This is a genomic window from Modestobacter sp. SYSU DS0657 (genome assembly GCF_054050925.1).
Genome location: NZ_JBJHAG010000004.1, coordinates 165221 through 188245, shown reverse-complemented (window position 1 = coordinate 188245; position 23025 = coordinate 165221). Strand labels below are relative to the sequence as shown.

The following is a 23025-nucleotide window of genomic DNA, read 5'->3' as shown; positions in this document are numbered from 1 at the left end:
GCGAGCGCCCCCCCCGCCCCCCCGGCCCCCCCCCCCCCGCGCCCCCCGCCCCCCCCCCCCCCCCCCCCCCCCCCCCCCCCCCCCCCCCCCCCCCCCCCCCCCCCCCCCCCCCCCCACGATCAGGTCACCTGATCCCGGCGACCGGCCAGGCGGTCACGCGCTCGTAGCGTGGCGACGGGCCGAGGTGGCTGCGCCACAGCACCACCTCGGTGACCGGCCAGACCGGGCCCCGGTGCCCGCGCAGCCGCTCGGGCAGGTCGCCGTCGGCGGGCTGCCCGGGACGCCAGCGGCCCACGGTCAGGTGCGGCCGGAACGGCCGGTCCTCCACGGCCAGGCCGGTGCCGCGGGCGGCGTCGGCCAGCCGGTCGGCCAGCGCGGTCAGCGGGGTGACGTCGCCGGTGACCCCGACCCAGCAGACGGTGGGACGGCGCCGGGACCCGAACCGGCCGCCCTCGGCGAGTGCGAGCGACATCGGTGGGGCCGCAGCGACGGCCGGCCCGACCCCGTCGAGCAGGAGCGGGAGCTCTCCGGCGGGCACCTGCCCGAGGAACAGCAGGGTGAGGTGCCACCGCTCCGGCGGCGTCCAGCGCGGCGCACCCGGCGCCTCACGCACCGGCCGCAGGGCGGCGTCCAGCTCGGCGACGGCCTCCGGTGGTGGGTCGACGGCGAGGAACAGCCGGCCCGCCGAGCCCGCGGTGGCCGGGCTGGTCAGCGGTCCACCACCAGCCCGGCGGCCTCCAGTGCCCCGATGAGCCGGATCCGCTCCAGCTCGCGGTACTCGGGGGGCACCTCGGCCAGCCGGTGGTCGACCTGCAGCAACCCCGCGGCCTCGACGAGCACGTCGTCGTAGGCGGCCAGCAGCCCGCGGCGGCGGGCCATCGGCATCCCCCCGGGCACCATCGCCAGCTCGCGGGTCAGCCGCCGGACGTCGGCCGCGACGGCCTCCAGCGGCCGGCGGGCGGGCATGCCCGGATCGGTGGCGGGGCCGGCCCGCCGGCGGGCCGAGGAGCCGGCCGGGTGGGTGGCGGGGCGCCGCGCGGGCGGCCGGGGCGGGGCCTGCCGGCGGGCGAGCTCGCGGGCCCGGCTCCGGCGGCGGGCCGCGCGGCGGTGCTGCAGCTCCCCCGTCGCCCAGCGGACGAGGAGCAGGATCACCAGCACGGCGACGGCGAGGAGCACGGTGAGCACGCCGAGACGCATCAGCGACGTCCCGACCTCTGCAGAGCCCGACCCTCCCGACGGCACGACGAAACGGTACGACGGTGTCGCCAAGACCACAACGTGACGACGTCAGCGCAGCCGGTGAGCTGATCGACCATGCGGTCCTCAGCGGCCCGGATCCCGCGCCACCTGCTCACCGGGCACCTCCCCGTCGGCGGCCTCGGCCAGCGCGGCGGCCGGGGCGGGCAACGGTGGCCGGGCGGCGACGTGCAGCTGCGCGCGCGGCGGGCGGACGTGCAGCTCCAGCCGCACCCGCCGTCCGCGGGCGAGCAGCGCACCGGCGACGACGGCGGCCGTCGCACAGGCCAGCCCGCCGGCGATGAACCCCCAGCGGGCGCCCAGGTGCTCGGACACCCAGCCGATCACCGGCGCGCCCACCGGGGTGCCGCCCATGAAGCAGGTGAAGTACAGCGCCAGCACCCGGCCCCGCATCTCCGGAGCCACGCCGAGCTGCACGAAGCTGTTGCAGGCCACGCTGAACACCAGCGCGGAGGCGCCCGTCGGCACCAGCAGCACGGCGAAGGCGGTCTCGTTCGGCATCAGCCCGGCCACGACGAGGAACACGCCGAAGGCCCCGGAGGAGACGACCAGGAACCGCTGCAGCGGCCGGGTGCTCCGCCGGGTGGACAGCAGCGCCCCGGACAGCGAGCCGACGGCGTAGCAGGTGGAGAGGAACCCGAAGGCGGCCGCCCCGAGCCCGTACTCCTCGCGGGCCATCAGCGCGATGGTGATCTGGGTGTTGAAGCCGAAGCTGCCGGCCACGAAGGCCAGCGCCATGGCCAGCACCAGGTCGGGATGGCGTCGGGTGTAACCCAGCGCCTCGCGCAGCTGCCCGCGGGACCGGGCCGCCGGCCGGCTGCGGTGCAGCTCGCTGCCCCGCATGGCCAGCAGCGCGGTGATGGTCACCCCGAAGCTCGCGGCGTTGACCAGGAACGCCGGTCCGGTGTCCCCGCCGGAGACGCCGATCAGCGAGCCGGCCACCGCCGGTCCGACCAGCCGTGCCCCGTTGAAGACGGTGGAGTTGAGGCTGACCGCGTTGGCCAGCCGGTCGGGGCCGACCATCTCCGAGACGAACGACTGGCGCACCGGCATGTCCAGCGAGGACGCGACGCCGAGCGCGGCGGCGAGGAGGTAGACGTGCCAGAGCACGATCGCGTCGGTGACCACCAGCAGGCCGAGCCCGAGAGCCAGCGCCCCCATGACCGCCTGCGTGACGGTCAGGACCCGGCGCTTGTCGTAGCGGTCGGCGAGCACCCCGCCGTAGAAGCTGAACAGCAGGGTGGGGGCGAACTGCAGCGCGGTGGTGACGCCGAGGGCGACGCCACTGCCCCCGGACAGCTGCAGGACCAGCCAGTCCTGACCGATCCGCTGCATCCAGGTGCCGGTGAGGCTGACCAGGTTCGCCGAGGCGTACAGCCGGAAGTTGCGCACCCGCAGGGCCGCGAACATCCCCGCCCGTCCCGGAGCGGCTGCCTCAGGCGTGGGGGTCACCCACTGGCGAGCTTGTCCATGATCGTCGCGGCCTCGCGCAGCGTGGCGCGCTCCTCCGCGGTGAGCTGCTGGAGCTCCCCGGTCAGCCACGCCTCGCGGGCCCGCACCTCGTCGGCGAGCAGTTCCTCGGCGGACGGCGTGAGGTCGATGACCACCTGCCGCCCGTCGGTGGGGTGCGGGGTGCGGGTGACCAGGCCCTTGCCCTCCAGGGCGACGACCACCCGGGTCATCGACGGCGGCTGCACCCGCTCGTGCGCCGCCAGCTCGCCCGGGCTCATCGCGCCGTGCCGCTTCAGCGTCGACAGCGCGGCCAGGTGGGTGAGGGTGACCGAGGTGTCGACCCGCTGGTTGCGCAGCCGGCGGGAGAACCGCATCACGGCCAGCCGCAGGTCGTGGGCGAGCGCTGCGGTGTCCAGCGTCGTCCGAGCCACGTCGCCAGCCTAACCGAGGTGAGAAGCGTGCCTAACGATCGGGGACGTGCTGGAACGGCCCCCGTCCAGGGGCCCGCCCTGAGCTCGCGAAGGGTGGGGAGGACGGGGGCCCTCCCTCACAGCAGCTGCTGGATCGGCTCGAGCGCGAAGTAGACGACGAACACCGCCGCGATCACCCACATCAGCGGGTGCACGTCGCGGCGCCGGCCGGTGGCCACCCGCAACAGCACGTAGCTGACCACGCCGGCCCCGATGCCGATGGTGATCGAGTAGGTGAACGGCATCAGCGCGATCGTCAGGAACGCGGGGATGACCAGCGACATGTCGTCCCAGCTGAGCTCGCGGATCTGGCTGATCAGCATCGCGCCGACGATGACCAGCACCGGGGCGGCGGCCTCCGAGGGCACGACCTGCACCAGCGGGGTGAAGAACGCCGCGACCAGGAACACCAGGCCGGTGACCACGCTCGCCAGCCCGGTGCGGGCGCCGTCGCCGACTCCCGCCGCGCTCTCGATGTAGGTCGTGTTGCTCGACACGCTCGAGGCCCCGCCGGCCGCCGAGGCCAGCGAGTCGACCAGCAGCACCGGCTGGGATCGCGGCAGGTTCCGGTCCTCGTCGAGCAGATCGCCCTCGGCCCCGACCGCGGTGATGGTGCCGACGGTGTCGAAGAAGTCGGCGATCATGATCGAGAAGACGATGAGCAGGGCGGCGACGAGCCCGATCCGGGAGAAGCCGCCGAAGAGCGAGAACTGGCCGACCAGCGACAGGTCGGGCAGGTCGAACCAGGTGTCGGGCCAGGTGGGCACCTGCAGGGCCCAGCCCCGCGGGTTGCTCGCGCCGTCGGCGCCGGTGCGCGGCCCGACGTCCGCGATCGCCTCGACCACCACGGCGAGGACGGTGGTGACGACGATGCCGATCAGCAGGGCGCCGCGGGTGCGGCGCACCACCAGCACGCTGGTGACCAGCAGGCCGACGACGAAGGTGAACATCGGCCAGCCGGCCAGCTGCCCACCCACGCCGAAGCTGATCAGCCCACCGGTGCCCGGCCGGATCACCCCGGCGTCGGCGAGGCCGACGATGGTGAGGAAGAAGCCGATGCCCACGGCGATGGAGATCTTCAGCTGCGTGGGGATCGCGTTGAACACCGCGCGCCGGAAGCCGGTGAGCACCAGCACCGCGATCAGCAGCCCGCCCAGCACGACCAGCCCCATGATCTCCGGCCAGGCCAGCTGGGTGGCGGCGTAGACCGCCACGATCGCGTTGATGCCCAGTCCGGCCGCCAGCGCCAGCGGGTACCGGCCGACCACGCCCATCGCGATGGTCAGCACGCCGGCCACGACAGCGGTCGTGGCGGCGACCGCGGTGAACGGCAGCGTGTTCCCGTTGATGTCCGCACCGGACAGGATGATCGGGTTCAGCACCACGATGTAGGCCATCGTGAAGAACGTGGTCAGCCCACCGCGGACCTCCCGGCCCACCGTGGAGCGCCGGGCGCTGATCTCGAAGTAGCGGTCCAGGCCGTTGCGCGGCTTGACCCGCGGGCCGGGGCTGCGCCGGGGCGGGGCGCCCTCCGGGCCGAGCACCGCCTTGCCGTCGGCCGCGTCGGCCGCTTGCGGGCCGGAGGCGGGCGTGCGGGCGGAACGGGACCGATCGGGCATGGGAGACCCCCGGGGACGCGGGCCGGCGCGGCGCGGCAGGGCGACGGCGCACCTGGCGGACCGCCCGGTGCAGCTGGCAACGAGCGGCGACAGCGTGCCACACGCACGGCCGCCGATGCGCAGGGCGGCGCCGTGACCAGCACCTCGGCCCCTACGCTCGGGGCGTGCCCGCACCCACCCGCCCGTCCCCGCCGCCGCTGCAGGTCGACACCGCCCGGGTCGTCCTGATCGGGACCGCGCTGTGGGCGGTGGCGCTGGTCGTGCTGCTCCTGCTCGGCGACCGGGTCGACCGGGTGTGGACCTGGACCTGCGTCGCCGCCATCGCGCTCGCCGGTCTCGGCCTCGGCCTCATGCGCTGGCAGGGCCAGCGCTGACGGCTACGTCGTCGCCCTACCGACCGAGCCAGGCGGGCCGCTAGATGACGTCGAAGTCGGCGGTGTCGTAGCGGGCGGTGGTGCTGACCTCCACCGGGTCGCCGCTCGTGCGGTCCAGGGTGGCCTGGCTGTGCGCGCCGCAGCCGTAGTCGACGGTCACGACCCGCCCGTCGGCCGGCGCGTAGGCGTTGCTGCACGCGCCGAACGACAGCCGCATCGACCCGGCCAGCGGGATCCAGAAGCCACAGGTGCCGCAGGGCCCCGGTGCGTGCCGGGCCATCGCCGAGCGGGGGCCGAAGTCGCCCTCCCGCCAGCGCTCGGCGGCCTTGCCCCGCCCGTGCGGGGAGAGGACGCGCTCGCGGCCCATCCCCAGCTCCTCGGCGACCACGCGGCCGGCCGGGTCGTCGGCGGCGTCGTCGTCGGCCAGGTAGGACGGCACCAGCCGGTCGTCGTCCTCCGTGGCGGGCAGCACGTCGCCCACCGACATGTCGCCGGGCCGCAGGCGCTCGTGCCAGGGCACCCAGGCCGGGGCGAGCAGCGCCGAGTCCCCGGGCAGCAGGACCACCTCGTCGACGGTCACCTCGTCGTCGCCGGGGACGCAGGCGACGGTGACCGCCCAGTGCCAGCCGACGTAACCGGGCAGCGTCGCGGCGAAGCTGTGGGTCAGCACGGCGCCGAGCACCTCCGCCGGTGGCTCCTCCCCGGCGGGCTCGGCGAGGAGCGGTTCGGCGAGCACGCCGAGGTGGTCGCCGACCACGGTGGGGTCACCCGCGACCTCGACGGCGGCGGCCCGGGCCAGCTCGACCGCAGCGGCCAGCACCTCGTCCGGCCGGGGACCATGGGCAGCGGCGTACGCGGAGTCGGACACGCGACCATTGTCGCGGATGACCGCCCCGGCGCACCCCACCGCACCTCCCGGCGCCGTCCACGCCGGTCGCACAGGTGGCTGCGGCACGATGGAGCCGTGCCCGCCGCCTCCGGACCCCGCTCGTGGCGGAGCCGGCGTCGCTCGCGCGGCGAGCCCGAGCGCGGGGTGGAGACCTCCCCGATGGGTATCCGCCGGCAGCAGACCAAGCCGATGCCGGTGGCCACCGCCCGGCCCCCGGGGGACGACACCCCGACCGCCGTCCGCCCGACGCCGGCCCCCTCGTGGCAGCAGACCCAGCCGGTGCCCCCGCCGCCCGTGGCCGCGCCGCCGGCTCCCCCACCTGCACCGCCGGGTCCGCCGAGTGCAGCGCCGTCTCCCCCGGGCACGTCGCCGCAGAGCGGGCCGGCGGGCGCGACCGCCGCGCCCCCCGGTCCCGGCGCGCGGCCCGCGAAGCTCACCGTCACCCGGGTCGCGGCCGCGCGGAGCCGGGAGCTGACCGCGGCGACGGTCCGGCGCGTGCGCGCCGCCGGCCGCGCCGACGGCGCCGGGCAGACCGGCCTGTCGCACCTGGTGTGGGTCAACGCCCTGCACGTGGCCGGGGACGCGATGATCATGGTCTCGCTCGCCGGCACCCTGTTCTTCTCCGCGGCCACGACCGACGCCCAGCGGTGGAACGTGGCCCTGTACCTGCTGGTGACGATGGCGCCGTTCGCGCTGGTCGCCCCGGTGATCGGCCCCGCACTGGACCGGCTGCAGCACGGTCGCCGCTGGGCGCTGGCCGCGAGCCTGGGCGGCCGGGCGGCGTTGGCGGTGCTGATGGCCGCCCACCACGACGACCTGGCGCTCTACCCGGCGGCCCTCGGCGTGCTGGTGCTGAGCAAGTCGTTCAACGTGCTGCGCGCGGCCGTCGTCCCGCGGGTGCTGCCGGAGGCCCTGTCGCTCACCTCCGCCAACGCCCGGCTGTCGGTGTTCGGGCTGGCCACGGGCGGTGTGCTGGGCGCCCTCGGCGCGGGCATCGCGTCCCTGCTCGGCTTCACCTGGGAGCTGGGCGCGACCGCCGCCGTCTTCGTCGTCGCCGCGGTGCTGGCGGTGCGGCTGCCGCCGCACGTGGACGTCGCCGTCGGCGAGCAGCCGGCCGACGTGCTGCGGACGGCCCCGATCCGGCTGCCCGGTCGCGGCCGCCGGCCGGTGGTCCCGCACGTGGTCACCGCGCTGCGCGCCACCGCCGCGCTGCGCGGGCTGGCGGGGTTCCTGACGATCTTCTCCGCGTTCCTGGTGCAGGCCACCGTCGACGGCGGCTGGCAGGCGACCGCAGCGCTCGGCGCGATCGCCGCCGCCGCGGGCGCCGGCAGCTTCCTCGGCACCGCGGTGGGCTCCCGGCTGCGCACCGCCAGCCCGGACCGGGTGGTGCTGGTGGCCGCCGGCATCGCCGCGGCGATCACCGGGCTGGCCGCCGCGCTGTTCAGCCTGCCGATGGCCGTGCTGGTCGCCGGGGTGGCCGCGGTGACCAACGCGCTGGGCAAGGTGGCGCTGGACGCGATCATCCAGCGGGAGGTGCCCGACGCGCTGCGCGCCTCGGCGTTCGCCCGCTCGGAGACCTGGCTGCAGCTGGCCTGGGTGCTCGGCGGCGCGCTGGGCATCCTGCTGCCCACCTCCGGGTGGCTGGGCTTCACCGTGGCCTCGGCGCTGCTGGTGCTGGCCGTGGGGCTGACCCTGTGGAGCCTGCGCACCCGCAGCGACGCAACCGGCGGCCGGGCCGCCGACGAGGAGGCGTGGACGTGAGCACGGCGCGCGGCGCGACCGCGGTGGCACTGCTGGGTGGGCTGACGGTGCTCGCCGGCTGCGGCGACCGCTCCACCGGCGACCCGGTGCCGACGGTGACCGTCGAGGTGGGGCCGCAGCAGGTGACGCTGGACCCCACCCAGTACTGCCGGGACGGCGAGGGCGAGCGCTACCAGGTCACCCCGCCGATCCTGGAGGTCTCCCCGGACACCACCGTCTCGCTGGAGGTGCCCGAGGCCGTCGCCGACGCGGGCTGGAGCGTCCAGGTCTTCGACGAGCGGCTGGAGGAGCAGCTCGGCGAGGTGGACGTCGACGCCGGCCGCGCCGTCTTCGACGGGATCAACACCTCCGACGTCGTCCCGCCGACGTACTACCTGGTGGTGGTGCAGCGCCGCGACCCCGACGCGTGCGAGGGGCTGTCCGGCGCCTGGCCGGTGGGGTTCATCCGCGCCGGCGAGAGCACCGCGCCGGCCACCGAGGCACCACCCGCCGGCTGACGGGGTCGCTCCTCAGGCGTCGAGGTCGTCGGCGACGGCGCGCAGCACGGTGGCGACCTTGCGGGCCACCTGCTTGTCCGGGTACCGGCCGCGCCGCAGGGCGGAGGAGGTGCCGTCGAGCAGCTTGATCAGGTCCTCGATGATCGGCACCAGGGTCTCGGGGTCCTTGCGGTGCCCGGCGACGGCGGAGGGCAGCGGGTCGAGCACCTGCACCTGCAGGGCCTGGTCGCCGCGGCGTCCCTGGACGATGCCGAACTCGACGCGCTGGCCGGGCTTCAGCTCGGTGGTGCCGGCGGGCAGCGCGTCCTTGTGCACGAACACGTCCGGCCCGCCGTCGTGGGCGAGGAAGCCGAATCCCTTCTCCGCGTTGAACCACTTCACCTTGCCGCTGGGCACGTCGATCCCTCGGTCAGTCGTCGTCCGGTCGGCTCGTCGAGCCGCATGACCGCGCCGCCGGATGTCGGCGACGCGACATCCAGATTAGTCGCGGCGCGGCCCGGAGGGCGCCGCCTCTCCGGTGTCCCAGGGGCGACCACCAGGCACCGTTCCCGTCGTCGGCCGGGTCGGGGACCGGCGTCGCCCGCGCACCGGCGTCCGGCAGGAGGCACCATGCCGGAGATGATCCGATCGGCCGTCGGTGCGCTGCTCAGCGTGCTCGCCACCACGGTCCGGCTGGGCGCGTCGGTGGTGGCGGGGCTGATCGCGCTGCACGCGCTCTTCGTCTTCTTCGCGGCCGACCCGGCCAACCCGCTGGTCGAGTTCGCCAGCGACCTCCGGCACTCCCTCGGCGGCCTCACCGTGGGCCTGTTCACCCCGGACGACCCGCGGCTCGCCGAGACGGTGAACACGCTGTTCGCGGCAGCGCTGTGGTCGATCGCCGGGGGCCTGGTGAGCCGGGCGCTGACCGGACTGGTCCCACGGGCGCCGGACCGGGTCTGAGGCGCCGATCGGGGTCGCCCTCCCGCACTGCCGTCCGATCGAGGTCGCCCCGATCGTGTCGCTCAGCAGCGGCACCGCGAGGTGCCGCTGCTGCGGGGACGGCAGCGCGGCGGACCTCAGCGGTTCTCGGGGAGCTGCACGCCGGCCCGGTTCGGCCGGTCCTGCGGGTGGGCGTAGCGCAGCCGCTCCGGGGGCAGCGGGAACGAGTGGTCCTCGCCGAACGGGGACAGGCCACCGGCCATCTCGCTCACCAGCTCGGTCACCGGCGCCTCCCCCTCGGTGCGCTGACCCCAGGTGGGCTCGACCAGGTGGGCGTGCTTGTCGTTGCGCTTGGCCATGTCGCCTCCGTGTGCGGTGCAGCCGGTCCGGACGCCGGCGCGGTTCCCGCTCATCTTCCCGTGCCGACCGCCGGTGACACGCACCGCACTCCGTGGTGTCGCACCAGCGGGTGGGTCAGCGCTCGGTGACGCGCGCGCCGTAGACCGTGCCCGCGCCGTCGGCGGTGAGCACCCACTCCCGCGGGGACACGCGGGCCGCGGCCACCTCGGCGCCGTCCAGCCGCTGCACGGCGCGGGTGCGCCAGACCGCGGTGGACAGCAGCCGCAGGCGCAACGGCTCGTCGGTCAGGTCGTCGTAGCCGACCGGCTCGACGTGCAGGGTCGCCGGGCCGGCGACCCGCAGCACCCCGGTCTGCCAGCCGGTGCCGGCCAGCGCCCGGCTCCACCGCCGGGTGCGCACGAGTGCGCCCACCCCGACGACGACACCGACGATCCCCCCGGCCACCAGGGTGACGACGACCAGCCCGGCGAGCGGCGGCCGTTCCCCGCCGTCCCGGGCGATCCGGACGACCGCCGCTCCGGCCACGCAGCCCAGGACGACGGCGAGCGCGCCCCCGGCGAGCCAGCGCAGCGCCCCGGCGCGGTGGGCGGCGAGCGCCGCACGGGTCTGCGGATCGTCCAGGGCGGCCACCCGGGCATGGTGGCAGAGCGGCCGCGCAGGGCAGCGGCGGCAGAGCCGCGGTGGCCGGGCGGCGGCGGCAGAGCAGGGGCGCCGGCCCAGGACGTAGCGTGGACCGGATGTCTCCGGACCAGCCGCCCGCCACGCTCGCCGCCTGGCTGCGCACCCGCACCGACGAGCAGCTGGGCGCCCTGCTGGCCGCCCGGCCCGACGTGGCGCGCCCCGCGCCGTCCGACGTCGTCGGCCTGGCGACCCGGCTGGCGGTGCCGGTCTCGGTCGACCGGGCGCTCGACGAGCTGGACGCCGCGACGCTGCAGGTGCTCGACGCGGTGCTGCTGTCCCCCACCGACGGCGTCCCGCGCACCGAGCTGCCCGGGCTGCTGCCCGACGTCCCCGCCGAGGTGGTCGACGCCGCGGTCGGGACGCTGACCACCCGGGCGCTGCTGTGGGGCGACGAGGAGCTGCACGCCCCCGAGCCGGTGCGCCGCGCGGTGCGCTACCCGGCGGGGCTGGGCCGGCGGGCGGCCGACCTGCGGGTGCCGTTGCCCCGTGACCTGCCGGCGGTCCTCGCCGAGCTGGACGACGACGAGCGCGCGGTGCTCGAGCGGCTGGCCGGCGACCGGCCGGTCGGCCATCTGCCCGACACCCCGGCCGGTGGGCCGCCCTCCCCCGCACGCCGGCTGCTGCAGCAGGGCCTGCTCGCGCGCATCGATGCGGTGAACGTGGAGCTCCCCCGGGAGATCGGCCTGCTGCTGCGCGGCGACCGCCCGCTCGGCCCGCCCCGGCTGCGCCCGGAACCGCAGGTCAGCTCGCTGGACCCGGCGCGGGTGGACCAGCAGGCGGCCGGTGCGGCGCTCGAGGTGCTGGGCCGGGTCGCCGACCTGCTCACCGCCCTGGAGGAGGAGCCTGCCGGGCTGCTGCGCAGCGGCGGGCTGGGCGTCCGGGACCAGAAGCGGCTGGCCAAGGAGCTGCGGATCGGCGAGGCCGACGTCGCCTTCCTGACCGAGCTCGCACACGTCGCCGGCCTGCTCGACGTCGGCGGGGCGCAGCGCGACGAGTGGCTGCCCACCCGGCTCTACGACGCCTGGCGCGAGCAGGACCTCCCCGACCGCTGGGCCGCGCTGGCCGAGGGCTGGCTGGCCAGCACCCGGCTGTTCTCCCTGGTCGGCCAGCGCGACGTGGCCGGCAAGGCGGTCAACGTGCTCTCCCCCGACGCCGTGCGGCAGACCGCGCCGGTGCTGCGCCGCTCGGCGCTGGCCGTGCTGGCCGAGTTCCCGCCCGGGCGCGGTCTGGTCGCCGACGAGCTGGTCGCGCTGCTGCGCTGGCGCACCCCGCGGCGGGCCGACCGGCTGGCCCCGGTGCCGGCGCTGCTGGCCGAGGCCGAGCGGCTGGGCATCGCCGTCCGCGGGGTGCTCAGCACGGGTGGGCGCGGCCTGCTCACCCGCGGGGCGGACGCCGCCGCGGACGGGATGCGCGGGCTGCTGCCCGAGCCGCTGGACCACGTGCTCGCCCAGCCGGACCTCTCGCTCATCGCCCCCGGCCCGCTGGTCGCCGAGCTGGCCGCGACCCTCGCCGTCGTCGCCGACGTGGAGTCCTCCGGCGGGGCGACGGTCTACCGGGTCAGCGACGGCAGCATCCGCCGCGCGCTGGACGCCGGCTGGTCGGCCACCGACCTGCACGACCTGTTCACCCGCGTCTCACGCACCCCCGTGCCGCAGGCGCTGGACTTCCTCGTCGACGACGTCGCCCGGCAGCACGGCCGGCTGCGGGTCGGCGCCATCGAGTGCTACGTCCGCTCCGACGACCACGGCCTGGTGTCCCAGGTGCTCAGCGACCGGCGGACGGCGAACGCTGAGCTGCGCCGCCTCGCGCCCGGGGTGCTGGTCAGCGGGCTGCCGCCGGAGGAGGTGCTCACCGTGCTGCGCGCGGCGGGATACGCCCCGGCCGGGGAGAACGCGGGGGGCGCGGTGCTGACCCGGCCTCCCCAGCCGCCGCGCGCGGCCGGCCGGCGCCCCGGTGGGTCCGCTCCGGTCGCGCCGCGCCCGCTGTCCGCGGACGACGTCGCGGGGACGGTGCGCGAGATCCGGGCCGGGGACGCGGCGCTCGCCGCCCGCCGCACCGAGCCGGTGCGCCAGGTGCCGGGGGTGACGACTGCGAGCACCCTGGAGCTGCTGTCCCAGGCGGTGCGTGAGAAGGCGCCGGTGTGGCTGGGCTACGTCGACGCGCAGGGATCGGGCAGCCAGCGGATGGTCCAGCCCGTGTCGTTGGCCGGGGGCTTCCTGCAGGGCTTCGACGAGGGCCGCGGGGAGACCCGCACGTTCGCCGTCCACCGGATCACCTCGGTCGCGCTGGCCGCGCCGGAGGACGCCGCCGGCGACCACCGGCGACGCACCTGATTCCCCTTCCTGACCTCCGGAGGGATGATCAACGCCCCGCCCGGCGTTGCGCGGGACAGTTGGTCAGTGCAACCGGCCTGCCCGTACGGGTCGCCCGGCTGCGCCCAGAGCGAGGAGCGTGGGGATGACGGGACGCAGGACGGTCGCCGATCGGATGGCAGCAGCGCTGGGCGCGGTGCTGGGGACGGCGGAGCTGCCGCTGCAGCTGCGCGGCTGGGACGGCTCGCTGGCCGGCCCGCCGGACGCACCGATGATCGCCGTCCGGTCCCGGCGGGCACTGCGCCGGCTGGCGTGGTCCCCGGGCCAGCTCGGGCTGGGCCGGGCCTACGTCGCCGGGGAGATCGACGTCGAGGGCGACGTCTTCGCGACCTTCGCCGCACTGAGCTCCGTCGGCCGGCTGGCCGAGACCGGTCCGATGGCCGCCCCGACCGTGCGCGAGCGGCTGGCTCTGCTCGGCACCGCGCTGCGGCTCGGCGCGATCGGCCCGGAGCCTGCGCCCCCCGCCGAGGAGGCCGACCTCGGCCGGGCCGGCCGGCGCCACTCCCGGGCCCGGGACGCCGCGGCGATCAGCCACCACTACGACGTCGGCAACGACTTCTACGAGCTGGTGCTCGGCCCGTCGATGGTCTACTCCTGCGCGGTCTGGGAGTCCCCCGACGTGGGCCTGGAAGCCGCACAGGAGGCGAAGCTGGACCTGATCTGCCGCAAGCTCGGGCTGCGTCCGGGCATGCGCCTGCTCGACGTCGGCTGCGGCTGGGGGTCGATGGCCATCCACGCCGCCGGCCGCTACGGCGTGGACGTCGTCGGCATCACGCTGTCGGAGGAGCAGGCGCGACTGGCCCGCAAGCGGGCCGCGGACGCCGGGCTCACCGACCGCATCGACATCCGGGTGCAGGACTACCGCACGGTGACCGATGGGCCGTTCGACGCGATCAGCTCGATCGGCATGGCCGAGCACGTCGGCCGGGACCAGATGCCGGCGTACGTGGCGCAGCTGCGCGGCCTGCTGCGGCCCGGCGGGCGGCTGCTCAACCACGCGATCTCCTGGAACGCCGGGACGGCGACGTGGAACCCGGACAGCTTCATCGCCCGGTACGTGTTCCCGGACGGCGAGCTGCTGGGGCTGGGCGAGATGGTCGGCCTGCTGGAGTCCCGGGACCTGGAGGTGATCGACGTGGAGCCGCTGCGGCAGCACTACGCGCTCACCCTGCGCGCCTGGGTGGCCAACCTCGAGCAGCACTGGGACGCCGCCGTGGCCGCCACCAGCGAGGGCCGGGCCCGGGTGTGGCGGCTCTACATGGCCGCCAGCGCGCTCGCCTTCGAGAAGGGCGACATGGGCGTCAACCAGGTCCTGCTGCAGAAGACCGGCGGCGACCAGCCCCCGCTGCGCCGCACCGACTGGCTGTGAGGCCGTGCGCGTGTCCCGCGTGAGCATCCAGCAGCGGCTCGTGCCCGAGCTGACGTGCTTCGGGTGCGGGCCGGCCAACCCGCGCGGCCTGCAGCTGGCCAGCTTCCCCACCGAGGACGGCGTGGTCGCCGAGTTCCTGCCATGGGCGGAGCACGACAACGGGCTGGGGTTCCTCAACGGCGGCATCATCGCCACGCTGCTGGACTGCTCCAGCGCGGCGGCGGTGCTGCACGAGGCCGACCATCGCGGCTGGGGTGCGCTGCCCGGCGCTGCGCTGCCGTACGTGACGGCGGGGCTGGACGTCAGGTACCTGCGGCCCGCCCCGCTGACCGAGCCGGTGGCGCTCACCGCGGTGGTCACCGAGGCCGACGAGGCGGCGATGACCGTCGACGTCGCGCTGCTGTGGGACGGCAAACCGCGGGCGACCGGGGTCGCGCACTGGAAGCGCTGGCGTCCGCGCGCCTGACCCGGTCCGCCGTGGTGGACGGCTCTGCCCCCTCAGCCGTGGTGGACGGCCCTGACCCCTCAGCCGTGGTGGACGGCCCTGACCCCTCAGCCGTGGTGGACGGCTCTGCCCCCTCAGCCGTAGTGGACGGCCCTGACCCCTCAGCCGTGGTGGACGGCCTCGATGTTGTGCCCGTCGGGGTCGCGCAGGAAGACGGCGTAGTAGCCGGGGTGGTACTCGGGCCACTCACGCGGCGCGTGCAGCACTTCGGCACCCGCCGACCGGGCGGCGTCGTGCACCGCGTCGACGGCGGCCCGGTCGGGCGCGCGGAAGCCCACGTGCAGCTCCCGGGTCTCACCGCCGTCGGCGGGGCTCAACCAGAAGTCGGGCACGCCGTCGGTGCCGCACAGGCCGACGACCGACTGCTCGCCGGCGGGGAAGCGCACCGCTTCCCGCAGGCCGATGGGCGCGAACGCCCGCAGGTAGAACGCCACGGCCGCCTCGACGTCGGCGACCTGGACCCCCAGGTGGTCGAGCATGCCGGGACCGTAGCGCCGCCGCGGGTCGCTCGGGCACCCGTCGAACGCCAGTGGCCCGAGATCTCCTGCCCTGGGGCCACCGGCGTTCAGTTCCGCACGGTCACGGCCGCTGCCGCGAAAGTGTCGTACCTCGAACGTATGTTCGGTTCGTGTCGCGGAGGCGTGGTTCGAGCGTGGTCGAGGGGCTGGTCCTCGACTGGACGCTCGAGCACCCTGTCGAGCCCTCCCGGCTGCCGGCGGCGTGGCTGAGCGATGAGGAGTTGGCCGAGGAGTTGCAGCGGGTGCAGCGGCGCCGCGCGCAGGACACCGCCTACGAAGCCGAGCTCATCCTCGCCCTGGCCGCCGACCGTCCGGGGTCGGCTGATCCACCGCCGGACCATCCGGGTGCGCGGCGGGCGGGGTGGACGGCGCAGCCGGCCGACGGTGAGGTGAGTGAGTTCTTCACCGCCGAGCTGGCCACCGTCTTGAACGTGGGCCGGGGGACGGCGGCCATCCGGCTGACCCGGGCGTTGACCTGGGCCCGGAAGCTGCCGGCCACGTTCGCCGCGCTGCGGGCCGGGGAGCTCGACGAGCGCCGCGCCCAGCAGCTCGCCGACGCGTTGCAGCACACCAGCGCCGAGGTCGCCGGCCGGGTGGAGGACGCGCTGCTGGGTGAAGCGACCGACGTGTCGGTGACCGGGCTGGGCAAGCGCGCCACCGAACTCATGCTGCGGTTCGATTCGGCCGCGGCCGAGGAGCGCCGGGCGGAGGCGGAGAAGGCCGCCGACGTGTACGTCTATCCCTCCGCTGCTGATGGGCGGGCGGTGCTGGCCGCGGACCTGCCGGCCGACGAGGCCGCCGAGTGCCACGATCTGCTCGACCAGTTGGCCCGGATGCTCAAGTCCGACGGGGATGACCGGCCGATCGGGGCGCTGCGCACCCACGTGCTGTCGGCGCTGGTCCGTCGCCCCGCCGACCACGGCCTGCCCACCGTGGCGGCGAACCTGACCGTGACCGCCGCGCTGGCGGCGTTGGAGGGCGGCAGCACCGCGCCGGGTGAGGTGAACGGGCTACCGATCACCGCCGCCCACCTCCGCGACCTGCTGGCCCGGATCGGGGCGCTCGGGCTCACCGCCCCCGACGGCGGCACGCTCACCTACTCGATCACCGGCCCCGACGGCGAACTGCTGGCCACCATCACTCCCGCGGAGCTGGCCCGGCTGGCCAAGCGCGGCTGCCCGCAGCACCCCGACGCCGGCGACCGCGGCAGCGGCAGCGGCAGCGGCAGCGGCAGCGGACCCTGCGGGTGCGCCGTGCTCGGCCCGCCACCGGCGACCACGAACCACCGGCCCACCGAACGGCAGCGCGCGTTCGTCACCACCCGCGACCGGCGCTGCCGGTTCCCCAACTGCGGCCAACGCGTCGGCTGGGCCGACCTCGACCACGTCGTCCCCCACGCCTGCGGCGGCGCCACCGACTGCACCAACCTCTGCTGCCTGTGCCGCAGCCATCACCGGCTGAAGACCTTCGCCCCCGGCTGGCGGTTCGCCATGACCCCCGACGGCACGTTGCGGGTGACCACACCGTCCGGCGTCACCCGCACCACCCGACCGCCCGGCCTCCGACCACGGGAGCCCCAACCCACCCAACGACCCGGCGGACCCGAGCCACCACCTTCCGGACCGACCGACGACCCACCGCCCTTCTAGCCTCACCCCCGTCTCGCCGTGTCCGCATGCGACCGAGTCGACATGTGTCCTCGTCGACTCGGTCGCGACGCGGGCGGTGTGAGACCCGGTACCGCAGGCCCGAGCCGGAAGGACCTGTCGCGAACCGGCGTTACCGTGGTCAGTCCGGCGCGCGTGCCGCGCCGCAGTCTCCGAGCAAAGGAACCCCCGCGTGAGCGACGGCCCTCTCATCGTCCAGTCGGACAAGACCCTGCTGCTGGAGGTCGACCACCCGCTGGCCAAGGAGTGTCGGGCGGCGATCGCGCCGTTCGCCGAGCTGGAGCGCTCCCCCGAGCACGTGCACACCTACCGGGTCACCCCGCTGGCCCTGTGGAACGCCCGCGCCGCCGGCCACGACGCCGAGCAGGTCGTCGACGCTCTGGTCCGCTACTCCCGCTACCCCGTGCCGCACGCGCTGCTGGTCGACATCGCCGACACGATGGACCGCTACGGCCGGCTCACCCTGGCCAACAACCCGGTGCACGGGCTGGTGCTCACCAGCACCGACAAGGCGGTGCTGGAGGAGGTCGTCCGCAGCAAGCGGGTGGCCCCCATGCTCGGCCAGCGCATCGACGCCGACTCGATCGTCGTCCACCCCTCCGAGCGCGGCCGGCTCAAGCAGGCCCTGCTGAAGGTGGGCTGGCCCGCCGAGGACCTCGCCGGCTACGTCGACGGCCAGGCGCACCCGATCGAGCTCGACCAGGACGGCTGGAACCTGCGCGACTACCAGCAGGAGGCGGTCGAGGGCTTCTGGGCCGGCGGCTCCGGCGTCGTCGTCCTGCCCTGTGGCGCCGGCAAGACCCTGGTCGGTGCGGCCGCGATGGCCGAGGCGAAGGCGACCACGCTGATCCTGGTCACCAACACCGTCTCCGGACGGCAGTGGAAGCGCGAGCTGATCGCGCGGACGAGCCTGACCGAGGACGAGATCGGCGAGTACTCCGGTGAGCGCAAGGAGATCCGGCCGGTCACCATCGCCACCTACCAGGTGATCACCACCCGCCGGAAGGGCGAGTACCGGCACCTGGACCTGTTCGACGCCCAGGACTGGGGCCTGATCGTCTACGACGAGGTCCACCTGCTGCCCGCGCCGATCTTCCGGCTCACCGCCGACCTGCAGTCCCGCCGCCGGCTGGGGCTGACCGCGACGCTGGTGCGCGAGGACGGCCGCGAGGACGACGTCTTCTCCCTCATCGGCCCCAAGCGGTACGACGCGCCGTGGCGGGACATCGAGGCGCAGGGGTACATCGCGCCGGCCGAGTGCATCGAGGTGCGGGTCTCCCTCGACGACGAGGAGCGGATGACCTACGCGGTCGCCGAGCCCGAGGAGCGCTACCGGATCGCGGCCACCGCCCAGTCGAAGCTGCCGGTGATCCGCCGGGTGCTCGAGCGGCACCCCGAGGAGCAGAAGCTGGTCATCGGCGCCTACCTCGACCAGCTCGACGAGCTCGGTGCGGCGCTGGACGCCCCGGTCATCCAGGGGTCGACGACGAACAAGGAGCGGGAGCGGCTGTTCCAGGCGTTCCGCACCGGGGAGATCAAGACCCTCGTCGTCTCCAAGGTCGCGAACTTCTCCATCGACCTGCCCGAGGCCGCGGTCGCCGTCCAGGTGTCGGGCACGTTCGGGTCGCGGCAGGAGGAGGCCCAGCGCCTCGGCCGGGTGCTGCGCCCCAAGGCCGACGGCCGGCAGGCGCACTTCTACACGGTGGTCAGCCGCGACACCCTCGACAGCGAGTACGCCGCCCACCGCCAGCGGTTCCTCGCCGAGCAGGGCTACGCGTACACGATCGTGGACGCCGCCGACCTGGCCGGCCCCGGTGAGGTCAACGGCCCGGACTGGGTCGACCAGCCCGCAGACTGACCGGGCTCCCGGTCAGCGTCGACCGGCCAGCCAGGCGCCCAGCGTGGTGGCGAGGTGCGCCGGCTGGTCGAGGTGGACCAGGTGTCCGGCGTCCGGGATCAGGACGAGTTCGGCGCCGGGGATCGCACCCGCCAGGCGGTGCGCCCGGTCGGCCGGGATCCAGGTGTCCTCGGTTCCCCACACTACGCGCACCGGCAGGTCCAGCGAACCGTAGAGCGGCTCCAGGACGTCGGTGAACGCCTCGTCGGCCTGCGCGATCTGGCGGTAGAACGCCGCTTGCCCCGCGGGCGTCGTCCACGGTGCCACGAGAGTGTCGAGCTGCGCCTCGGTCAGCCCGCGGTGACTGGCACCGGCGATGTAGGCACGCACCGCTCCGGCGTGCACGGCGGCCGGCAGCGCGGCGAAGACGTCGGCGTGGTCGTGCACGAGGCGGAAGAACGGCGAGCCCCACGGGGCCAGCGCCACCACGTCGACCAGGGCCAGGGATGCGTAGCGGGCACCGTGCAGCAGGTGCGCCCGCAAGGCGACCGCCCCGCCGACGTCGTGGGCGACGACGTGCGGCCCCCGGGCGCCTCGCCCGCCGGTCTCGGGCGAGAGCTCCCAGTGGTGCAGCAGGTCAGCCAGCAACTCGCCCTGGACGTCGAGGGAGACGACGTGCTCGGGGTCCATGGACGAGGCGCCGTAACCGGGCATGTCCCACAGGTGCACCGTGAAGTCCCCGGCCAGCGCCCGCGCGTACGGGGCCCACAACCACGACGACCACGGGGTGCCGTGGCAGAAGACCACCGCGGGGCCGGTGCCGAACCGGGTCCAGCGCACGCGCCGCCCCCGCCAATCGAAGACCTGGTCGAGCTCCACGTCCGCAGCCTCGCAGCCGCCGATCGGTTCGCGTAGCGGGGCCGGACGACCGGGGCGCCCGCACCGGCCGGCCCCACCGGTCAGCCGCGCAGGACGCTGCCCAACCGGGCCATCCCCTCGGCGATCCACTCGGGGGTGTGCGTGGTGAACGACAGCCGCAGCGTCGACCGGTCCGGCGTCCCGGCGTAGAACGACGCCCCGGGCACGAACGCGACGTCGGCCGCCAGCGCCCGCGGCAGCAGCTCCGCCGTGTCGACCCCGCAGGGCAGCCGCACCCAGACGAACATGCCGCCGTCCGGCTCGGTCCAGGTGCTGCCCGCCGGCAGCGTGGCGGGCAGTGCGGCCACCATCGCGTCCCGGCGCTGCCGGTAGGCCCGCCGCAGCGTCTGCAGGTGCGTCTCGACGTCGGCCGCGGCGAACCAGGCCGCCGCGGCGGCCTGGTCGATCGTCGAGGTGTGCAGGTCGGCCGCCTGCTTGGCGACGGTCAGCGCCGGGAGCAGCCGGGACGGCGCCCGCAGCCAGCCCAGCCGCAGCCCCGGGGCGGCGATCTTGGAGAAGCTGCCCAGATGGACGACGTGCTCGTCGGCGCCCGGCTGGGCGGCCAGCGGCGGGACGTCGGCACCCCGGTAGCGCAGCTCCCCGTAGGGGTCGTCCTCCACCAGCCAGACACCGTGCCGGGCGGTCAGCTCCACGACCTCGGCGCGGCGGTGCTCGGGCATGGTGCGGCCGGTCGGGTTGGCGAACGTCGGCACCAGGTAGACCAGCGTCGGCCGCTCCCGCCGGATCGTCTCCGCCAGCGCCACCGGGTCGATGCCGTGCTCGTCGGTGGGCACCGGCACGACCCGGGCGCCGGCCAGTTGGAAGCACTGCAGGGCGGCCAGGTACGTCGGGTCCTCGACCAGGACGACGGCGCCCGGGTCGAGCAGTGCGGTGGCGACCAGGGTCAGGCCCTGCTGCGAGCCCGAGGTGACCAGCACGTCGTCGACCGAGCTGAGCATCCCGCGGGCGGTCATCCGGGCGGCCACCCGCGCCCGCAGCTGCCGGTCCCCCTCGGTCGGGGCGTACTGCAGCGCGCGACGCGCGTGCGGACCCCAGAGCACGCTGTCGTAGGCGGCCCGGACGCCGTCCAGGTCGAACAGCTCGGGCGCGGGCAGGCCGCCGGCGAAGGAGATGACCTGCGGCCGGTCGAGCAGCGCCAGCAGCTCGCGGACCGGTGAGCTGGCGACGCCGCTGAGCCGCTGGGCCAGCGGCGGGAGGGTGCGGGAGAGGACGGCAGGGGACACGGGGACTCCAGGAGGCCGGGACACACGGGCACCGGCGCCACAGCAGGCGCGGTGAGGGGGGGCGACGCCGGGCAGCGGGGGGTGTCCCGCTGGGAACCGGGCCGAACGGGCCTCCTGGTCGAGGGGCCGTCCCCCAGCCTACGTCGCGGCGGGCGTTCGCGTGAGCAGCACGCGGTGGTCAACGCGGCGCACGCCGCGACCGGCGTCCGGGTGCGCAAGCTGCTGGTGACCCTGGACGAGCTGCTCCCCCGCCCTCCCCTGACCGCCCGGCGGCCCCCGGGACGGGCGGGGCCGGCGTGACGTGACGAGACGGTCCGCCCCGGCACATGAGCATCGCCACACTCCGCCCCGGGGTAGCACGAACATGCAGGTCAGCGGCTCGACGGCCGGCCCGTATACGTCGGGACGGCGGGGGCGCGCCGGAGGCACCCGGTTGGGCGTGTTGCCCCGCCGCCGTCCAGAATGACTCCCGACATGGCGACTGCAACACAGGCGGCGGCCCGGGCCCCGCAGACGACCAGCCGACCGCTCCGGGCCTGGCAGCAGGCGGCCCTCGGCAAGTACGAGGAGGAGTCCCCCAAGGACTTCCTGGTCACCGCGACCCCGGGCGCGGGGAAGACCACCTTCGCGCTGACCCTGGCCGCCCGGCTGCTGTCCCGCCGCGAGGTCGCCCGGGTGATCGTGGTCTGCCCGACCGACCACCTGCGCATGCAGTGGGCCGACGCGGCCGACGCGATGGGCATCGCGCTCGACCCCAACCTGACCAACGCCGTGGGCCCGGTGCGCGCCGGCACCCAGGGCTACGTGACCACCTACGCGCAGGTCGCCGGCAAGCCGATGCTGCACGCCGCCCGGGCGACCACCGTCAAGACGCTGGTGATCCTGGACGAGGTGCACCACGCCGGTGACGGCCTCTCCTGGGGCGAGGCGGTCGAGGAGGCCTACGGCCGCGCCGCCCGCCGGCTCTGCCTGACCGGGACGCCCTTCCGCACCAAGGTCGACGAGCGCATCCCGTTCGTGAAGTACGTGGAAGACGGGTTCGAGGGGCAGGGCGGCCTGATGTCGATGGCCGACTTCACCTACGGCTACAAGGAGGCGCTGGCCGACAACGTCGTCCGCCCGGTCGTCTTCGCCGCCTACACCGGCACCTCGCGCTGGCGGAACTCCGCCGGCGAGGTCGTCGCCGCCTCGCTGAGCGAGGCCGGCACCCGCTCGGTGGAGATGCAGGCCTGGCGCACCGCGCTGGACCCGAAGGGCCAGTGGGTGCCGCACGTGATCGCCGCGATGGACGACCGGATCACCCACCTCCGCGAGGAGGGCGGCATGCCCGACGCCGCCGGCCTGGTGCTGGCCAGCGACCAGGACGACGCCCGCGAGTACGCCAAGATCGTGCGCCGGGTGACCGGCAAGGCACCGGAGCTGATCCTTTCCGACGACCCGAAGGCGTCGAAGAAGATCGAGAAGTTCAACAAGGGCGGCGCCCGGATCGCGGTCTGCGTGCGGATGGTCTCCGAGGGCGTCGACGTCCCCCGCGCTGCCGTCCTGGCCTGGATGACCTCCTACCGGACGCCGCTGTTCTTCGCCCAGGCCGTCGGCCGCGTGGTGCGCGCCCGCGCGCCGCACGAGTCGGCGACGGTCTTCCTCCCCGCGGTGCGCCCGCTGCTGTCGCTGGCCGCCTCGATGGAGGAGCAGCGCAACCACGTCATGCCGCCGCCGAAGAGCCAGCCCGACGAGGAGCTGGAGGCGCTCGACCTGCCGCCGCGCGAGCCGCGCGAGGGTGCGGCCAAGGAGTGGGAGGCCCTGGAGGCCGACGCGCGGTTCGCGCACGTGCTATCCAGCGGGACGGCGCACACCGGCGAGGGCTCCCCCGCGGTCGTCCCCCTGGCGGCCGACGCGGAGGACTTCCTCGGCATCCCCGGCCTGCTCACCCCTGCCCAGACCGCCGAGCTGCTGGCCAAGCGGGACGACGAGCTGCGCGCCCGGATCGCCGCCTCGCACCGCAACGGGGACGACGACGGCTTCATGGTCGTCGAGGACCACCCCGACGAGGACGAGGCCGGCCGCTCCTGGCGCGACGTCGCCGAGCTGCGCCGCGAGATCAACCGCCTGGTCAACCGGATCGCGGCGAAGACCGGCCAGCCGCAGGCCGTGGTGCACACCCAGCTGCGCCAGTCGGTGCCCGGCCCGCCGTCGGCGTCGGCGTCGGTCGACGTCCTCCGCGCCCGCCGCGAGCGCCTGCGCACGATGCTCTGAGGAAGGCCCGCCCTTCTCCCCCACGCCTCGCACGCCCGGCGCGGACCCCTGAAGGGCGGCCGTT

General features: G+C 75.5%; 23 protein-coding genes. 11 read left to right on the top strand and 12 right to left on the bottom strand.

Annotation, left to right across the window (positions count from 1 at the left end):
* Positions 1-124: 124 nt before the first annotated feature.
* The 5 genes from thpR to ACI79A_RS04955 all read right to left on the bottom strand — a co-directional run bounded on the left by thpR (position 125) and on the right by ACI79A_RS04955 (position 4798).
* Positions 125-676 (bottom strand): RNA 2',3'-cyclic phosphodiesterase, encoded by a 552-nt coding sequence (gene thpR, locus ACI79A_RS04975; RefSeq protein WP_457080554.1) that lies wholly within the window; start codon positions 674-676, stop codon positions 125-127.
* A gap of 32 nt (positions 677-708) precedes the next feature.
* Positions 709-1197, bottom strand: a complete 489-nt coding sequence (locus ACI79A_RS04970) for a hypothetical protein (RefSeq protein WP_457080546.1) — start codon at positions 1195-1197, stop codon at positions 709-711.
* A 126-nt stretch (positions 1198-1323) separates the two neighbouring features.
* A complete protein-coding gene (locus ACI79A_RS04965; RefSeq protein WP_457080543.1) occupies positions 1324-2667 on the bottom strand; it encodes an MFS transporter in 1344 nt (447 codons plus the stop codon).
* Between the two features lie 38 nt (positions 2668-2705).
* Positions 2706-3140, bottom strand: coding sequence for a MarR family winged helix-turn-helix transcriptional regulator (locus ACI79A_RS04960; RefSeq protein ID WP_457080541.1), 435 nt, complete (start codon positions 3138-3140; stop codon positions 2706-2708).
* A gap of 116 nt (positions 3141-3256) precedes the next feature.
* On the bottom strand, positions 3257-4798 hold the full coding sequence (locus ACI79A_RS04955; protein WP_457080539.1) for an NCS2 family permease: 1542 nt from the start codon (positions 4796-4798) through the stop codon (positions 3257-3259).
* Between the two features lie 164 nt (positions 4799-4962).
* Between ACI79A_RS04955 and ACI79A_RS04950 the strand changes: the two genes are divergently transcribed.
* Positions 4963-5172, top strand: a complete 210-nt coding sequence (locus ACI79A_RS04950; RefSeq protein WP_457080537.1) for a DUF2530 domain-containing protein — start codon at positions 4963-4965, stop codon at positions 5170-5172.
* 40 nt (positions 5173-5212) lie between these two features.
* Here ACI79A_RS04950 and ACI79A_RS04945 read toward each other — a convergent pair whose 3' ends face one another.
* Positions 5213-6040: a DUF3027 domain-containing protein gene (locus ACI79A_RS04945; protein WP_457080535.1), complete on the bottom strand. Its 828-nt coding sequence runs from the start codon at positions 6038-6040 to the stop codon at positions 5213-5215.
* A 516-nt stretch (positions 6041-6556) separates the two neighbouring features.
* Between ACI79A_RS04945 and ACI79A_RS04940 the strand changes: the two genes are divergently transcribed.
* Together ACI79A_RS04940 and ACI79A_RS04935 are read left to right on the top strand one after the other, a co-directional pair.
* A complete protein-coding gene (locus tag ACI79A_RS04940) occupies positions 6557-7822 on the top strand; it encodes an MFS transporter (protein ID WP_457080533.1) in 1266 nt (421 codons plus the stop codon).
* Positions 7819-8319, top strand: coding sequence for a DUF2771 family protein (locus ACI79A_RS04935; RefSeq protein WP_457080531.1), 501 nt, complete (start codon positions 7819-7821; stop codon positions 8317-8319). Before ACI79A_RS04940 ends, ACI79A_RS04935 begins: the two co-directional genes overlap by 4 nt.
* A 12-nt stretch (positions 8320-8331) precedes the next feature.
* On the opposite strand, the gene ACI79A_RS04930 is transcribed toward ACI79A_RS04935, so the two are convergent.
* Positions 8332-8715 (bottom strand): cold-shock protein, encoded by a 384-nt coding sequence (locus ACI79A_RS04930; RefSeq protein ID WP_457080529.1) that lies wholly within the window; start codon positions 8713-8715, stop codon positions 8332-8334.
* A gap of 222 nt (positions 8716-8937) precedes the next feature.
* Between ACI79A_RS04930 and ACI79A_RS04925 the strand changes: the two genes are divergently transcribed.
* Positions 8938-9258 carry a hypothetical protein gene (locus ACI79A_RS04925; protein WP_457080527.1) on the top strand — a complete coding sequence of 107 codons (321 nt, stop codon included), beginning with the start codon at positions 8938-8940 and terminating at the stop codon, positions 9256-9258.
* Positions 9259-9374: 116 nt separating this feature from the next.
* Here ACI79A_RS04925 and ACI79A_RS04920 read toward each other — a convergent pair whose 3' ends face one another.
* On the bottom strand, positions 9375-9596 hold the full coding sequence (locus ACI79A_RS04920) for a hypothetical protein (RefSeq protein WP_457080525.1): 222 nt from the start codon (positions 9594-9596) through the stop codon (positions 9375-9377).
* A 115-nt stretch (positions 9597-9711) separates the two neighbouring features.
* Positions 9712-10227, bottom strand: a complete 516-nt coding sequence (locus ACI79A_RS04915; protein WP_457080523.1) for a hypothetical protein — start codon at positions 10225-10227, stop codon at positions 9712-9714.
* A gap of 107 nt (positions 10228-10334) precedes the next feature.
* Between ACI79A_RS04915 and ACI79A_RS04910 the strand changes: the two genes are divergently transcribed.
* From ACI79A_RS04910 to ACI79A_RS04900, 3 genes are all read left to right on the top strand, one after another.
* Positions 10335-12611: a helicase-associated domain-containing protein gene (locus ACI79A_RS04910; RefSeq protein WP_457080521.1), complete on the top strand. Its 2277-nt coding sequence runs from the start codon at positions 10335-10337 to the stop codon at positions 12609-12611.
* 124 nt (positions 12612-12735) lie between these two features.
* Positions 12736-14019: a class I SAM-dependent methyltransferase gene (locus tag ACI79A_RS04905; RefSeq protein ID WP_457080519.1), complete on the top strand. Its 1284-nt coding sequence runs from the start codon at positions 12736-12738 to the stop codon at positions 14017-14019.
* A gap of 40 nt (positions 14020-14059) precedes the next feature.
* On the top strand, positions 14060-14485 hold the full coding sequence (locus ACI79A_RS04900; protein WP_457080517.1) for a PaaI family thioesterase: 426 nt from the start codon (positions 14060-14062) through the stop codon (positions 14483-14485).
* A 140-nt stretch (positions 14486-14625) separates the two neighbouring features.
* Here the strand turns inward: ACI79A_RS04900 and ACI79A_RS04895 are convergent, their stop codons facing one another.
* On the bottom strand, positions 14626-15003 hold the full coding sequence (locus ACI79A_RS04895; protein WP_457080515.1) for a VOC family protein: 378 nt from the start codon (positions 15001-15003) through the stop codon (positions 14626-14628).
* 149 nt (positions 15004-15152) lie between these two features.
* On the opposite strand from ACI79A_RS04895, the gene ACI79A_RS04890 reads away from it, so the two are divergent.
* Together ACI79A_RS04890 and ACI79A_RS04885 are read left to right on the top strand one after the other, a co-directional pair.
* The gene (locus tag ACI79A_RS04890; RefSeq protein WP_457080513.1) at positions 15153-16691 is read left to right on the top strand and encodes a DUF222 domain-containing protein; all 1539 of its coding nucleotides are present in this window, start codon (positions 15153-15155) and stop codon (positions 16689-16691) included.
* 190 nt (positions 16692-16881) lie between these two features.
* Complete coding sequence (locus ACI79A_RS04885; RefSeq protein WP_457080510.1) at positions 16882-18567, top strand: DNA repair helicase XPB; 1686 nt, start codon at positions 16882-16884, stop codon at positions 18565-18567.
* A gap of 12 nt (positions 18568-18579) precedes the next feature.
* Here the strand turns inward: ACI79A_RS04885 and ACI79A_RS04880 are convergent, their stop codons facing one another.
* Both ACI79A_RS04880 and ACI79A_RS04875 read right to left on the bottom strand, forming a co-directional pair.
* Complete coding sequence (locus ACI79A_RS04880; RefSeq protein ID WP_457080508.1) at positions 18580-19425, bottom strand: alpha/beta fold hydrolase; 846 nt, start codon at positions 19423-19425, stop codon at positions 18580-18582.
* 80 nt (positions 19426-19505) lie between these two features.
* Positions 19506-20708: an aminotransferase-like domain-containing protein gene (locus ACI79A_RS04875; RefSeq protein WP_457080505.1), complete on the bottom strand. Its 1203-nt coding sequence runs from the start codon at positions 20706-20708 to the stop codon at positions 19506-19508.
* A gap of 174 nt (positions 20709-20882) precedes the next feature.
* Here ACI79A_RS04875 and ACI79A_RS04870 point away from each other — a divergent pair, with 174 nt between their 5' ends.
* Together ACI79A_RS04870 and ACI79A_RS04865 are read left to right on the top strand one after the other, a co-directional pair.
* Positions 20883-21008, top strand: a complete 126-nt coding sequence (locus ACI79A_RS04870) for a hypothetical protein (protein WP_457080503.1) — start codon at positions 20883-20885, stop codon at positions 21006-21008.
* 174 nt (positions 21009-21182) lie between these two features.
* Positions 21183-22961: a DEAD/DEAH box helicase gene (locus ACI79A_RS04865; protein WP_457080501.1), complete on the top strand. Its 1779-nt coding sequence runs from the start codon at positions 21183-21185 to the stop codon at positions 22959-22961.
* The last annotated feature ends 64 nt before the right edge of the window (positions 22962-23025 follow it).